This window comes from Larkinella sp., assembly GCF_965227735.1.
Classification (GTDB): Bacteria; Bacteroidota; Bacteroidia; order Cytophagales; family Spirosomataceae; genus Larkinella.
In genome coordinates, this window is sequence record NZ_OZ245776.1 from 2,245,412 (window position 1) to 2,259,284 (window position 13,873).

The 13,873-nt window shown below is 53.1% G+C and carries 16 protein-coding genes; 5 read left to right on the plus strand and 11 right to left on the minus strand.

What is annotated here, in order from left to right; all coding sequences use genetic code 11:
- Positions 1–3: 3 nt before the first annotated feature.
- A complete protein-coding gene (gene def, locus ACO064_RS08570; RefSeq protein ID WP_421826971.1) occupies positions 4–576 on the minus strand; it encodes a peptide deformylase in 573 nt (190 codons plus the stop codon).
- Positions 576–989, minus strand: a complete 414-nt coding sequence (gene ruvX, locus ACO064_RS08575) for a Holliday junction resolvase RuvX (RefSeq protein WP_421826972.1) — start codon at positions 987–989, stop codon at positions 576–578. Before ruvX ends, def begins: the two co-directional genes overlap by 1 nt.
- Before the next feature lie 92 nt (positions 990–1,081).
- Between ruvX and ACO064_RS08580 the strand changes: the two genes are divergently transcribed.
- Complete coding sequence (locus tag ACO064_RS08580) at positions 1,082–1,564, plus strand: NUDIX domain-containing protein (protein ID WP_421826973.1); 483 nt, start codon at positions 1,082–1,084, stop codon at positions 1,562–1,564.
- Positions 1,565–1,857: 293 nt separating this feature from the next.
- On the opposite strand, the gene ACO064_RS08585 is transcribed toward ACO064_RS08580, so the two are convergent.
- The 3 genes from ACO064_RS08585 to ACO064_RS08595 form a co-directional block, all read right to left on the minus strand.
- Positions 1,858–2,238, minus strand: a complete 381-nt coding sequence (locus ACO064_RS08585; RefSeq protein ID WP_421826974.1) for a VOC family protein — start codon at positions 2,236–2,238, stop codon at positions 1,858–1,860.
- Between the two features lie 12 nt (positions 2,239–2,250).
- Positions 2,251–2,706 carry a GyrI-like domain-containing protein gene (locus ACO064_RS08590; protein ID WP_421826975.1) on the minus strand — a complete coding sequence of 152 codons (456 nt, stop codon included), beginning with the start codon at positions 2,704–2,706 and terminating at the stop codon, positions 2,251–2,253.
- 79 nt (positions 2,707–2,785) lie between these two features.
- Positions 2,786–3,748, minus strand: coding sequence for a helix-turn-helix transcriptional regulator (locus ACO064_RS08595; RefSeq protein WP_421826976.1), 963 nt, complete (start codon positions 3,746–3,748; stop codon positions 2,786–2,788).
- A 345-nt stretch (positions 3,749–4,093) separates the two neighbouring features.
- On the opposite strand from ACO064_RS08595, the gene ACO064_RS08600 reads away from it, so the two are divergent.
- The 3 genes from ACO064_RS08600 (at position 4,094) to ACO064_RS08610 (ending at position 7,035) form a co-directional block, all read left to right on the plus strand.
- On the plus strand, positions 4,094–5,227 hold the full coding sequence (locus tag ACO064_RS08600) for an LA_2272 family surface repeat-containing protein (RefSeq protein ID WP_421826977.1): 1,134 nt from the start codon (positions 4,094–4,096) through the stop codon (positions 5,225–5,227).
- 372 nt (positions 5,228–5,599) lie between these two features.
- Positions 5,600–5,869 (plus strand): ArsR/SmtB family transcription factor, encoded by a 270-nt coding sequence (locus ACO064_RS08605; RefSeq protein ID WP_114408859.1) that lies wholly within the window; start codon positions 5,600–5,602, stop codon positions 5,867–5,869.
- A 74-nt stretch (positions 5,870–5,943) separates the two neighbouring features.
- On the plus strand, positions 5,944–7,035 hold the full coding sequence (locus ACO064_RS08610) for an alkene reductase (RefSeq protein ID WP_421826978.1): 1,092 nt from the start codon (positions 5,944–5,946) through the stop codon (positions 7,033–7,035).
- An 80-nt stretch (positions 7,036–7,115) separates the two neighbouring features.
- On the opposite strand, the gene ACO064_RS08615 is transcribed toward ACO064_RS08610, so the two are convergent.
- A complete protein-coding gene (locus ACO064_RS08615; RefSeq protein ID WP_421826979.1) occupies positions 7,116–8,279 on the minus strand; it encodes an alpha/beta hydrolase family protein in 1,164 nt (387 codons plus the stop codon).
- A 373-nt stretch (positions 8,280–8,652) separates the two neighbouring features.
- On the opposite strand from ACO064_RS08615, the gene ACO064_RS08620 reads away from it, so the two are divergent.
- Positions 8,653–9,525 (plus strand): hypothetical protein, encoded by an 873-nt coding sequence (locus ACO064_RS08620; protein WP_421826980.1) that lies wholly within the window; start codon positions 8,653–8,655, stop codon positions 9,523–9,525.
- A gap of 70 nt (positions 9,526–9,595) precedes the next feature.
- On the opposite strand, the gene ACO064_RS08625 is transcribed toward ACO064_RS08620, so the two are convergent.
- The 5 genes from ACO064_RS08625 to ACO064_RS08645 form a co-directional block, all read right to left on the minus strand.
- A complete protein-coding gene (locus ACO064_RS08625) occupies positions 9,596–9,871 on the minus strand; it encodes a hypothetical protein (protein ID WP_421826981.1) in 276 nt (91 codons plus the stop codon).
- A gap of 68 nt (positions 9,872–9,939) precedes the next feature.
- The gene (locus ACO064_RS08630; RefSeq protein WP_421826982.1) at positions 9,940–10,500 is read right to left on the minus strand and encodes a hypothetical protein; all 561 of its coding nucleotides are present in this window, start codon (positions 10,498–10,500) and stop codon (positions 9,940–9,942) included.
- 124 nt (positions 10,501–10,624) lie between these two features.
- Entirely contained in the window at positions 10,625–11,992 is a 1,368-nt protein-coding gene (locus tag ACO064_RS08635; protein ID WP_421826983.1) for a hypothetical protein, read from the minus strand.
- Complete coding sequence (locus ACO064_RS08640) at positions 11,979–12,530, minus strand: RNA polymerase sigma factor (RefSeq protein WP_421826984.1); 552 nt, start codon at positions 12,528–12,530, stop codon at positions 11,979–11,981. Before ACO064_RS08640 ends, ACO064_RS08635 begins: the two co-directional genes overlap by 14 nt.
- A 75-nt stretch (positions 12,531–12,605) precedes the next feature.
- Positions 12,606–13,814: an Ig-like domain-containing protein gene (locus ACO064_RS08645; protein WP_421826985.1), complete on the minus strand. Its 1,209-nt coding sequence runs from the start codon at positions 13,812–13,814 to the stop codon at positions 12,606–12,608.
- Between the last annotated feature and the right edge of the window lie 59 nt (positions 13,815–13,873).

A 13,873-nucleotide genomic window follows, 5' to 3' on the forward strand; every position in this document is an offset into this window, starting at 1 on the left:
TGTCTATTTCGGAAACTTCATTTTATAATCCGCTTTCACGTTGCCGCGCGTAATATCGGCCAGTTTTTTCTTCATCAACTGGCGTTTCAACGGCGGCAGGTAATCGGTAAACAGCTTGCCTTCCAGGTGGTCGTATTCATGCTGGATGATGCGGGCAGCCATGCCGTCATATTCTTCGATGTGCTCGTTCCAGTCGGTATCGAAATACTGAATTTTGACGAATTCGGGCCGAAAAACCTCCCCCCGGATTTGCGGAATGCTCAGACAGCCTTCCTCAAAGCCCCATTCGTCGCCGTCTTCTTCCAGAATCTGCGGATTGATAAATACCTTCTTGAAACCCATCAGGCTGGGGTCCTTGTCTTCTTCCGGTTCGTCTTCGTTCAGAGCCGTTCCATCGACCACAAACATGCGGATGCTTTTGCCGACCTGCGGAGCCGCCAACCCGATGCCCGAGGCATTGTACATTGTCTCGAAGAGGTCTTCACTGAGTTTTTTGACATCGGTAGTCCCTTTGTCGATGTTTTGCGCCCGTTTCCGCAAAACGGAATCACCGTACGCTACTATTGGGTAAATCATCACCTTTTGGATTCCATGAAGGATTGTAAAATAATTACTGCACTCACTTTGTCGATGTTGCCTTTGACGCGCCGGTCTTTCTTGCTGACACCACTGGCAATCATGGATTGTAAGGCCATCGCCGACGTAAACCGCTCGTCGTGCCAATGCACCGGAATGTCCGGAAAAGCGGCTTTGAGTCTGCCGACGAAGCCTTTCACCCGGGGCGTATTGTCCGTGTCCGATCCATCCAGGCGCGTGGGCATTCCCACCACAAACGCTTCGACTGGTTCGCTGGTAACATACCGTTTCAGGTAGTCCAGCAACTGGTGTGTCGGAACGGTTTCCAGGGCTGTCGCGATGATCTGCAACGGGTCGGTAACCGACAAACCGGTGCGCTTCGTTCCGTAATCGATGGCCAGTAATCGGGGCAAAGTAACTTTTGTTAAATGAATTGCAAATATACGGAAATCCGAACGGGGGTGTTTATATTGACCGCAAATCCTTCGTTGAACCGATGCCAAAGATGAATTTTTGTCCCCAATGCGGCAGTTCGCTCACCCCCGGTTTTGCCGGAGGACGCGAACGGCTCGTGTGTTCAGCCGCCTGTGGTTACATTTTCTGGAACAATCCGCTGCCGGTCGTGGGTGCCATTGTCGAATACGACAACGATACCGTCATTCTGATTCAAAACCGGGGCTGGCCCGCCGAATGGTTTGGTTTGGTAACGGGTTTTCTGGAACCGGGTGAAGAACCGGATCAGGCGGTTTTGCGGGAAATCAAGGAGGAAATCGGTCTGGATGCCAACATTGTGGAGCGGCTGGGCGTCTACACCTTTTATCAGCGCAATGAAGTGATCATTACGTACCACGTCCGGGCGTGGGGCGACATCCAAATTGACGAAGAAGAACTTCAGGCTTACAAACTGGTACCGATCAATGCGCTAAAACCGTGGCCGTTCGGAACCGGCCCGGCGGTGAAAGACTGGCTGGCGAAAAAGCGACCCTAACACCGCCACCATCATAGCCGAAGATCCGATCCAGGTCAATTTTGCCCCTTCGGGGCTCAACAGCGCAGCGTCGGTAGCCCCGACGTAATGGTTTTTTCTCAGCGTGCCGTAAGGTACGCGACCGCATAGTTACGACGGTCGTCGCGTACCTTACGGCACGCTGGCGGGGGGTAAATCGTATTATTTCTACCGACGCTGCGCTGTTAAGCCCCGATGGGGCAATAGAGTCGATTCGTTGAAAAATAGATTTGGGCGGAACCGCTAACAGGGCCTGCACCGGCATCCCGGCGCTGTCAGGGTTCGGGGGCCGCATAGGTCACGATATCGATTCCGATTCCGTTCGGATCGACGATGGCGAAATGACGGTCGCCCCAGGGTTCGTCGCGGAGTTCGATTTCAATCGGTACATTTAATGATTGGATGTGTTCGTATTCGGCATCAACATCGTCCACTTCCATCGTCAGATAGACGCCTTCGCCGGTAAACGGTTTCTGGAAAACCGGTCGTTGCGAGGGATGATTCGGCAGCAGAAAGCTCAGTTCGGCCTGCTGATTGGGCGTGTGCAACAACAGATAAAAATCATTTTCAAACGTGATGCCGAAGTTCAGGACGGTCTGGTAAAACGCTTTGGTTTCGGCCAGTTTGTCGGTAATAATGCCTGCGTTCAGTTTCATACCGGTGCGGTTTTAATGAATTCCCAGATAAATTTGCGTCACATTATTAGCCGGATTTTCAAAATCCATGTGGACATACACTTCCCGGTTTACGGCACTCAGCCGGTGTCCATCCTGCAACAAACCGCCGACTAATGACCCGTAAGTTGCGGCCAGGTTGTCCCAACTGCCGGGGTGTTCGGCAAAACCGCTGTTAAAAGAATCCAGACTTTTAAAAGCCAGACCCTCAGCCGGTTCACCCTGCGCCGACTGAACGGGCAGCACAATGTCCAGGCCGAAAACCGTGTCCGGTTTGCCGTCTACGCCGGTGTATTGCCAGCAAATTGGCCCGGTAATTTCGAGATCGAGCCGGACGGCTTCGCGGTACAGTTGCCGGGCCACGGTGCAAACGAAAGGGGTTAAACCCGCCAGGGTGGTTCGGGTTGAAAAAGCCAGGGTGGTGAGCGGTTTCGCTTCTTTGAGTTGCATAGCAATGGTGTTTGATGGAGGATGCAACAAAGTAAACGCCCGGTTGTGACAGCCGTATGTCAGCAGGCTTGCGGTATTTTCAGGAATTGATGCGTTCCGATAAATAATGCGCCTGCAACTCCTGCGCCAGTTCTTTCATGGTTTCATGCAGCGCATCGGGCGATTCTACTGCCACCCACTGGCCGAACATCAGCAGCCAGCGACCCACTTCCCGCACACACTGGGTCATAAACTTCATCCGCACCCAACGCCCGGTTTCTTCCTCTTCCGACACGTAGCCGTAGTGATACTTCATTTCCTGAATATGCCGCACCACTTTTTTGTCAAACCGCACCACCACCTCCTCCAGATGCTGCGTCTGCTGGATTTTTTCGAGGTACGCCGTCAGCGTCAGGCGGTTTTGGCTGGAGTAGGTATGGCCCGTATGGTTCAGTTGCCGGATTCGGTCGACCCGAAAATCGCGGTAGTCCTGCCGAAGACGGCAAAACGCAATGAGATGCCAGCCCGCCCCGTAATGATACAAGCCCACGGGTTCCACCTCCCGGTCCGTCGTTTCGTCCTTGTAGGCCGACCGGTAATCCAGTTGCAAGACCTGCTGTTGCCCGATGGCCCGCTGAATATCAACCAGTAAGTCATCCGAAAACGGGGGCGTCGTGGGGCGTTTGGCCACCTGAACACGCGGTTCCAGGTCTTCCAGGTGTTCCTGATCCTTGCGTTTCAGCACCGATTTGATCTTGTACAAAGCCGATTCAAACTCCGCCCGGATCGATTCGTCCGCAAATTTTTCAATCACTTTGGCGCCAAACAACAGCGCGCTGGCTTCTTCGCGGGTGAGCATCACCGGCGGCAGGTGGTAATCTTCCAGAAAATAACCAATCCCGGCTTCGGCACCAATCGGCACGCCCGCTTCCTCCAGCGAGCGAATGTCCCGGTAGATCGTCCGCAGGCTGGTACCGAAACGTTTGGCCAGTTCCTGCGCTTTGACAACGCGTTTGGTCTGGAGGTGGATCAGAATGGCGGTCAGGCGGTCGATGCGGTTCATTTCGGGGGCGCGGTTTTCTGCAAAGGTAACCAGCCTGCGGTTTCAGGGGCAATCCGATCGGTCTGTTTCCGGTAAACATTTTTTTTAAGCCACGTGGGGGTAGAACGCGGGATGGCGGTCATAGGAGCAGATTCGGGAAACAGCAGCCCGGTTTATTAAACTCGTATCGTACAACATAGGACTTTCGCTTTCTGCCCCTAAATCCCCTAAAGGGGACTTTTAGCATCCGGATTAAGCCGTGTCCAAGTCCCCTTTAGGGGATTTAGGGGCAGAAAGCGAAAGTTTGATAGAATTATCAGACATAAGTCCTGCAACAGTAAACAGCCATAAAAAAGAACAATTGCCATGAAAAAATTACTCGTACTAGCCACCTCCCTGTTTTGTTTTGCCGCACGGGCCTATTCGCAGGATGCCGACTCGCTGCGGACGGAATTGAAAGAAGCCCGGCAAAACCGGTATCCAATCCGCCCCGCCCAAATCGGCTTCGTGCCGCCCCTGAGCACCAACGGACTCGATAACGCCCTGTTCAGCAACCGGTTTTCGTTGAATTTGCTCGGCGGTTATGCCGCGGCCCTGGACGGCATCGAGTTCAGCGGTTTGTTCAGTCTGGAGAAAGATTATGCCAAGGGCGCGCAATTTTCGGGCATTCTGAACGGCGTCAGAAATGAAGTCGATGGCGCACAATTTGCCGGAATCGTCAACGCCGTGGGTGGCCCGCTCTACGGAGCCCAGTTCGGCGGAATCGTCAACGTCGTCGGAAAAAGCGTGAAAGGTGCGCAATTTGCCGGAATTGCCAATGTGACGAAGGGAGCCGTCAAAGGCGCACAAATTGCCGGCATTGCCAATCTGGCTGAATCGGTCGAAGGTTTGCAGGTCGCGGGCATTGCCAACGTGGCGAAACGCGTGAAAGGCACCCAGATCGGGCTGATCAACGTGGCCGAAAACGTCGACGGCGCACAGATCGGTTTGCTGAATCTATCTAAAAACGGCTACCACCGCTTCGAAATCTGGGCGGGCGACGCCCTGCACGCCAACATTGGCTTCAAAATGGGCGGAAACCGCAAGTTTTACAACATCTTCGCCCTCGGAGCCGCCTGGCCCGAAAACGACAATGTCCGTTGGAACAGCCTCCGCTGGGGCTACGGCTACGGGATTGGCACCAACCAGTTTATTGGCAAACGCAACCAGATCAGCATCGAAGCCCTGACCTACCAGATTCAGGAAGAAGGCAACCACTGGGAAGATCTCAATTTGCTGAATCAGGCCCGGGTAAGTTTCATTTTGCCGATTCACAACCGCATTGCCGTCACCGTAACGCCCACCTTCAATGTGCAGGTAACGAAATTTGAAACCGGCGAAGGAACCGGAACAGAATGGGTCAAATGGGACGTGTACGACAAGACGTTCAGCCGCCGGTGGTCGGACGAAGAAGTGCGGGTTCGGATGTGGCCGGGACTCAATGTCGGGATTCAATTTTAGCGCACACTGTTGTAGCAAACCACCCACCAGTAGGGATCAATCGAATCGGTTGGAAGCCAGGTTGCTTTCAACCGATCCTGTTTTTTCAACCTTCACTTTACCACCGATTAACCAAAACACTTTCAGCGACAGCTTTACATGTAACGAATTTGGGGATTGTATTCGATAAATTTTACTCAATTCAGAGACCTACCAACCCGAGGTGCTGGAAGTCCTTCACCGGGATAATTTTGACAAGTTTGTGGGGATAGAGTAGAATATTTGAAGAAACTTCATCAATTTTACAACAGCGTGAACGGTGACGTTCAGCACTTTGTAGTATTTCTAAATGCCTTGTTTCGTTTAAACCGGACCTGCCATCCGGCTCAGCCAATGGATAACAAGTTTATTGAAAAAGCCTCTGGTGCCATTGCCGATAAATACCGGCTGCAAATTTTGCTGGCCCTTTCCGAAAAAGGAAGTTTGAACAATTCGGATATTCAGGAAATGACCGGACTGTCGCAACCCTGCGTTTCACACCACGTCAAGACCCTGATCGACAGCGGACTCGTCAACTCCCACAAAGAAGGACGCAACCAGAACCTGAGTTTAAATAAAGAGGGATTGAAGGACTTGTCGGGCTTCCTGACGAAGCTAACTTAAAAAATTTCCCCCGATACATCCAAACTTTTAAATGTATGGATGCGTTATCCCCCCGAACCAAGACATCCATCGCTATGCGTAATTTACTTTTTTCCCCCGTCCAACTCGGTACGCTAACACTCACCAACCGAATCGCCATGGCTCCGATGACCCGCAGCCGGGCTTATAACAACATTCCCAACGAACTGATTGCCAACTATTATGGTCAACGGGCTTCGGCGGGTTTAATCATTTCCGAAGGCGTTTCACCCTCCCCCAACGGTTTGGGTTACGCCCGGATTCCGGGTCTTTTCAGTGCCGAACAAGTGGCGGGATGGAAACTGACGACGCAGGCTGTCCACGAAAAAGGCGGACATATTTTCGTGCAATTGATGCACACCGGCCGCATCGGCCACCCGCTTAACTTGCCAGCCGGAGCTGAGGTGATTGCGCCATCGGCGATTGCAGCCGACGGCCCGATGTGGACCGATCAGGGAGGTATGCAGGCCAACGCCCAACCCCGCGAACTGACCACCGACGAGGTGAAGCAAACGATTCAGGAATTTGTTCAGGCGGCTAAAAATGCCGTGGAAGCCGGTTTTGACGGTATCGAGTTACACGGTGCCAATGGCTATCTGATCGAGCAGTTTCTCAATCCGAACAGCAACCAGCGCACCGACGAATACGGCGGCAGCGTCGAAAACCGCGCCCGTTTTGCGCTGGAGATTGCCGAACAGTCGGCGCAGGCCATCGGAAAAGATCGCGTTGGCATCCGGTTTTCGCCCTACAACGTATACAACGATATGTCGGTTTATCCGGAAATCGACGAAACCTACACCTACCTGGCCGAAAAGCTAAACGACCTGGGCATTGTTTACCTCCACGTCATCAATACCGCAGCCCCGGAAGGAGCCGAAACCACCCTGCCGCTGCTCAAAACCATCCGAAAAAAATTCAGCAATACGCTGATTCTGAATAGCAAATACACCGCTGAACGGGCCGAAGAAGACCTGCAAAACGGCCTGGGCGATCTGGTTGCCTTTGGGTATCCGTTCATTGCGAACCCGGATCTGGTCGAACGCTTCAGCACCGGTGCGGAACTGGCCCAGGCCGACCCGGCAACGTTCTATGCCGGTGGTGAAAAAGGGTTTATCGACTACCCCGCACTGGTCGAAGCGCAGGTGTGATAGACACGATGGACCATTGACGATGGACCACGGACAAAAGATACAGATCGACTGTCTATCGTCAATGGTCTATCGTCAATCTAACGTCTCTTCACCTGCTGATCGGCGAAGTCCAGAAATTGCTCCCAATCATACCGCTTGACGTCATGTTCGCCCGTGCGGATGTGGTATCGAACTGTCTCGCCGACGGGGGTGTGAACGGGCGGCCAATCGTCGGTTCCAATGCCTTTTTTGCCGTATAGTTTGTAAACCGGATCGGTTTGGCGGGCACTCATGAATTCGCCTTTCGGATCAGCCCACTGGTCGCCCTGCGCACTGGCAACGTAGAGTGGCCGGGGCGCGATCAGGGCCAGGAGCTGGTGCTGATCGAACGGCAGGGCTTCGGGCCGGTTGTTATAGGTTTGGTATTGCGGACAAAACCAGTGTGGAAAACTCGTATTAAGCCGCAGAATCGTTTCGCCAAAAACGCGCTTCGATAAAGCCGCTCCGCCTTCGCCGGACTCGTTGGCGATGACGGCCGCAAACCGCGTATCCTGCGCACCCGCCCACAAAGCGGCTTTTCCCTGGCGCGAATGCCCCAGCGCAATCGCCCGTTTGGCATCCACCAATCCGTCGGTTTCCAGGTAATCGAGCATCCGGCTCATGCCCCACGCCCAGACGCCAATTGCCTGCCAGCCGTCACTTTTCTTCGCCGTCGGTGGCCCCAATACAGAACGAATGCCGGTTTTCCAGCCCTCCGGATGATCCGGTTCCAGATCGCCGTAATAGGCCGTTGCCACACTGTAGCCCTTCGAAATAATCAGTTCCAGAGGCCAGCGGGATAGCTGAACACCCCGCGCGGCTTCTGTCGCCCGGTTGTTGACGACTTTTCCGTCGGGCCGGTTGGGTAACCAGTGTGTGGAGAGGGCAATACCGGGTTCGGTGCTGATGCTGTGGTTTCCCATGTAATTGAACCCGACAAAAACCGGCGGTCGTTTCACGCTTTTGGGCACATACAGCAGAATATCCAGCGACGGCAGATTGGGGTATTCGGTCCAGATGATGGAAATTTGCTTGCGAATCGCCGTTCCGCCGAGCGCGGAGGAATCCACCGATTTTACTTCATACCGGGTGGCCAGCCGACGCTCGGGCGTTGCGCCGTACACCTGCGTTGCAAATTGTTTCAACAAAACCGGTCGGTGACTTTCCCACTGGCGAGTGGTTGTGATGCGCTTCCCAGCCTGCGTGACCAGGGGATCGGGCAAGGTGTAAGGCGGTATTTTGGTTTCGTCGTAATTGGGTTCAGGTACCTGCGCATACCCTGCGATCTGATGTAATAGAAGCCCTGAAAGAAGGAAGAATCTGACAAAAAAAGTCTGCATGGCGTTCGATAGCGTTGAAACCGGTCATTTCCTAAAGGCTTTCCCATCTCTATTTTACTTTGCTGACCTCCGCTGATCGAGATTTGCAATCTCGATTCACTCTGTCCCGGATTTATAATCCGAGTTTCACTAACCAACTGCCCGCTCTTTCCCGCTCGTTATTTACCCCAACCCACTTGTTACCGACTCCGGCTGGCCGACCGAATATCGACCATCTACCTTTGTTGCACCAACATACCAAAACAACAAAGAACCAATGAACCTCACTAAAATCAGCGCTCTGGTGCTCTGTAGTATCCTGATCAGTTTGTCATCGTGCGAAAACCAGCAGCTTGAACCTTCAGCACCCCGCCAGTCGAACATGGAACAGTCGGCTGAATCCAATGCCCTGGGAATGGATGACATCATCGTGTCGGTAGCGAAAAAACACACCCTGGTGAAACAAGGCAACGCTACGTTGTCGTATGATGCGAACGGAAAGCTGGTGAAAGTCATGGAAGGCAACCGCACGACCACGTATGCCTACAGTCCCGGAAAAGTTACGACGCTAACGCTGGTAGGCGGTACGAAAACGCAGGATGGCACCTATTTTCTGGATGCGAACGGCCGCTGCACGCACTCTGAAGTACCGGATTATTCCGTCGTGGATGGCATCCCACACATTACCATGAACTCGTTTAAGTACGATTACGACGCCAAGGGACGGTTGATCAACCGCTACCATTCCATTTACCCCAACATGCGCGTAGAATTTGCCTACAACGCCGACGGTGATCTGGTTGAAGTAAAGCGGTTCAACAACCCGAATGATGTAATCCAGAAGAATATCTATGAATACCAGTTTGCAGGTTCATCCATCCTAACCGATAATAACCGTCTGAATGCGGTTGGCGTATTCAACCTGGACCCGTACCTGCGTATTTTTGGCAAAACCAGCAAACACCTGGTGCAACGGCTGAAGACGATTCAAATGGTATACGGTGGCACAACGACCGATTACCGGTTTGCTTACACCCTCAATGCCGATGGATACGTCACGACCAGCAAAAAATACAGCGTATCGAACGGGGCGCTGCTCCAGACGTCGCCCTACGAATATGTGGTGTCAGACCTGACCGTATCGCTGTAATACGATCCAAATCCATTACTAACCCATCCTCCTGAACGAAAAAACCTCCCGGGCCGGGAGGTTTTTCATGTTAATGCTGAACGGTATCCACTTTCATCGCTCCACCCCGCCGAAGCGAATCGGTGCGAAGCTGCTTCGGATTCGGGTCGCCCGTTGGTCGTCGGTCTTCGATCTGACCCCGGCGCATCCGGTCGCCCTGCCGAAGCCGGTTTGTATCTTTTTTAATCGTATCCTGCGTGGCGGTTTGTCCGGCAACAGGATCCCAGAGACGGACCATCCCCGTAGTTTGGGCGGAGATTCCAAAAAAGGAAATTCCGATCAGGCTGGCAATCAGTAGCTTTTTCATGGTTGTAAGGAAAAAAAGCAGACACCGAGTGATGACTGCTTTTCTTGGATTACCTAACTGATTCTCTACTATTTATTTTGCAGCGTATCACGCTTCATCGTCGAATCGTTCCGGTTTCTATTTCTCCGGTTTTTGCGGTCGTTCGAATTGTTCGTCGTTCCCTTGGTGTTCATTTCTGAGTTCGTCGGGCTGGTCGTAGTCGAAGGATTGGTCGTCGTTGAACCCTGAACCGGATCGGTCTGGGTAGACGTTGGATCGGTGGTCCGGCGCTCACGATTCATCTGACCCTGTTGGTTCATTTGCCCCTGCTGGCCTTGCTGCGTTTGCGGAAACGTAGTGGTTCCGGTCGTCGGAGGCTGCGTTTGCATTTGCGGATTGGCCGTCGAGCCGGTAGGCGACTGCGATCCCAAAGTCGTTTGTCCCTGCGGATAGGTCGTCGTGTTGGTGTTCCCCGTCGTACCCGTCGACTGGCTATTCATCCCCTGGGTTTGCGGATTGGTCGTCTGCGTTTGTGGATTTACAGTCGTACCGGTCGTCGTACCGGTGCCTGTCGACCCGGTCGTGTTCTGTGCTTTGGCGTTGAGGGCAACCGCCACGAACATAGCCCCCATCATCACTAGCTTTTTCATCGTTGAGTTTTGTTTTATGATGGTTGTTTGAACCAAATCAATTATAAAACAAACTCTGATCATACTAAAGTTGTTCGGAAAAATTTTAAATTCCTGAGCCAACGGGACGACGGTCCGTTCATATTTAAGGCTGCCAGTGTAGCCCAATTACCAGACCATAGCTGTAGGGTCGGACGCTGAAACAGCGGGAATTATCGCTGATGGCGTTGAGATTATAGACGATTCCGGGTTCAACCTGCAACCGCAATTTCTCCGTCAATTGGCGCTCAATGCCGTAGGAAGCCTGCAAAAAGGGCTGCCAGCGCTGGCTGGAGCGGCCATTGACCAGATAACCCACGCTCCCTCCGAACGCAATCGAATGTCGCAGCCCCGTCATCTGACCCGGATTCAACTGCCAACGTCCTTCTGCACTCAGGGCGGCATACTGCCAGGTGGTTTTCACCCGGTGCTCCTCTGATTTATACAAAGGCGTTAATTTAATGGTTTGCTGATCGACCCACTCCACCTTGGTCGAATCCGAGCGGAGCGCCCGGGCGGAGTAGGTCATTTCCTGCTGCAATTTCTGATAAACCGCTCCAACCCGTAGACTAAGCCTGCGGCTCAGCGGCCATTCGGCCCCGGCCTGCACCCGCAAACCCGTTCGGGCGGATAAAGATGTGGACGGGCGGATTTTTTCCATTACGACCTCATCCTGCCGCACCGGCGTTACTTCCCGGAACGTGTACAGCGGCATTACACTGGCAAAAAAGGAAGGACGCGCGGCCAGACGCTCCGGTTCAATAGCGGGTGCCTGCTGCGTGGCCAGTGCATGAACAGCGGGTAAGTTGGCAACGGGAAACACAAGCCGGGTCGCTTTTCGGGCCACAAACACGTAGCGCAGAGCCGTTTCCGTCTCCATATTCGTTTGTGGATAGGATGATTGAATCGTAGAGTTTACATCATAGGCTTTGTTGGGTATTTCTTTCGGTATACTGCTCAGTTGATTTACTACCTTCACACTCGTGTTTTGATCATTCCTTCGCAACGGGTCAGAACCTGAGCCAACGGGTTTTCGCCGGAATTTTTCGATTGCCCGGGCAAAAACTGCTCCTTCATCACCCTGGGTTCTGGCAAGGCCGGGAAGGGCCGCTGCCGGTTGGTCAATCGCGTGGGCCGACCTTCCGTTTTGGGGTATACGATGCCCGGCTGTTGGACGGTTTTCAGAACCAACGGTAGTCCGTGCCGTTTCCGGTTTCACCACCGCCGGTGATTGCGCAACGGTGCCTTCCGACGAGGCTGAATACTCCCGGACGCCAACGGTTAGCAGGACCAGAATAGCCAGGAAGGCCAGACTCAGGCCAATTCGCCGACCCATGTGACGCCCCGGTTTTTCGACCGATGGCGGTTTTGATCCCCTTAAAATACGTTCCAGAGCGTCTTCCGCCGGTTCAGACTCGTAGTTTTCGAGTCGCTGCCGGAAAATCCGTTCCCACTCCTCTTCAGTAGCTGCCATAGCTGACAATCCCTATTTTCTTCAATTTTTGTCTTAAAACGTCTTTGGCCCGCGCCAGTTGCGACTTCGAGGTTCCTTCCGAAATTCCCAGCATCCGGGCAATTTCCTGGTGGCTGTAGCCATCGACAACGTACAGGTTGAATACCATGCGGTAGCCATCGGCCAGGTCCTGCACCAGCGTGAGCAGTTCCTCCGTTGAGATGCGGGCCAGAATATCGTTGTGTTCGGTGTTGCTGGTTTCCCAGGCTTCTTCGTAATCGGTTTCGGATTGCTCGTGGTGGTGCTTGTGGTACCAGTTAATGGCCGTGTTGACCATCACCCGTTTCATCCAGTTCAGCAACCGCTCGGGTTGTTCGATGGTGTGAATTTGCTGGAAGATGCGGATAAACCCTTCCTGAAACATGTCTTCCGCTTCCGGGCGCGAACGGGCATAGCGACGGCAAAGGCCCATCATCCGGCTTTTGTGACGTTCGTACAAAGCCGTTTGAGCCCGCGCATCGTGACGCTGGCATGCCCGCAACAATTCTATTTCAGACAAAGAGTTTCTTCAGGACGACGGTGTACGTACGAATTACAACTTTTCCTTAAACCGACCCAATTTACCATTCCTAATTTACTGAATGGCAAGATTTACCGTCGCCGACGACTTATTATTTTTCACGTCTGTCAATTCATAGGTAAATTGAAAATTTCCTCTAAAATCCAGGGATGGCCGGTACATAATAACCCCGTTCGGCAGGACTTCCAGAGCCGCACCCGATGGATTATCCGTAATGGTCATACTTTGCAAGGGTGTACAAACGCGGTCATTTCCCAGCGCATAAATGTAAACAACCCGTTTCTTAGGATCAGCAGGCAAAATAGCGGACGAAATCTGCCCGTTGTCGTTACGGGCCGTCAAGGCGCAACCGGCCTCCGGGCCGGTGACCGAAATGCGGGCCGTGGCTTCCTGACAATCTCCGGCATCACAACGCCGGTACGTCAATTCATCCTCTCCCGTATAGCCATTTGTCGGAAAATACAACACCGTATTGTTCTTCAACACCCGCGCCGTACCCTTGCCGGGTGCCTTGACGATCGTAACCGGCAAATCGTACCGGGATTTACAAAGCTGGTCGTTGGCCAGAACCGGAATGCGCAGCGAATCGGTAATGAACCATTGTTTCCAGTAGACCTGCTCGTCTTTCAGCAGAATTTTACAGTCTTTATACGGATCGCCGACGCTAATCCGAACCGGACATAGAAACGTGCGGCTTTTCTGCGGAAAAACCGCCTTCACCTTATAAAAGAAAAAATCAAATCCGTTGAAACCGGCCGTGGGCGTATACCTTATTTCCCCGTTTTCGACGGTTACTTTGCCATGCTCCGGTTGCTGCTGTACGGCCAGACTGGCCAGATCGACCGTGGCATCACAAAACCGGTCATTTTTTAAGACGTCTGCTGTAATGGGCTGGCTTTCGGCCGTCCGGTACCAATCCGGAATCGGACCGGCATTACACGGAATCCGGCTGCTGTCGGCCGCCATGCTGATCCGGAACGACCGGGCCAGCCGGGTTTCTTTCCCCGTGCTGACCGAAAACTGGTCTTCACCCACCACAAAGGTGGAATAGGGCGTATAAACCAGCAAACCGCTGCCACTGAATCGGGCATTACCAAGCCGCGGTGTTTGGGTGATGTACAGGGTTGTGACCGAATTGAGGCCGGAAATGGAAGTCAGATCAATGGCTACCTGCTGGTCGGGCAGGGTATAATACTCTATTTCTTCCGTATCAACGCCATCAGGGCCGGGTGCAGCGTCCTGCGCGATTCGATCGCAAGCCACTGTGCCCAGTAATAACACCGTCAATACCGTACTATAAAATCTGGATGTAAACATATCAC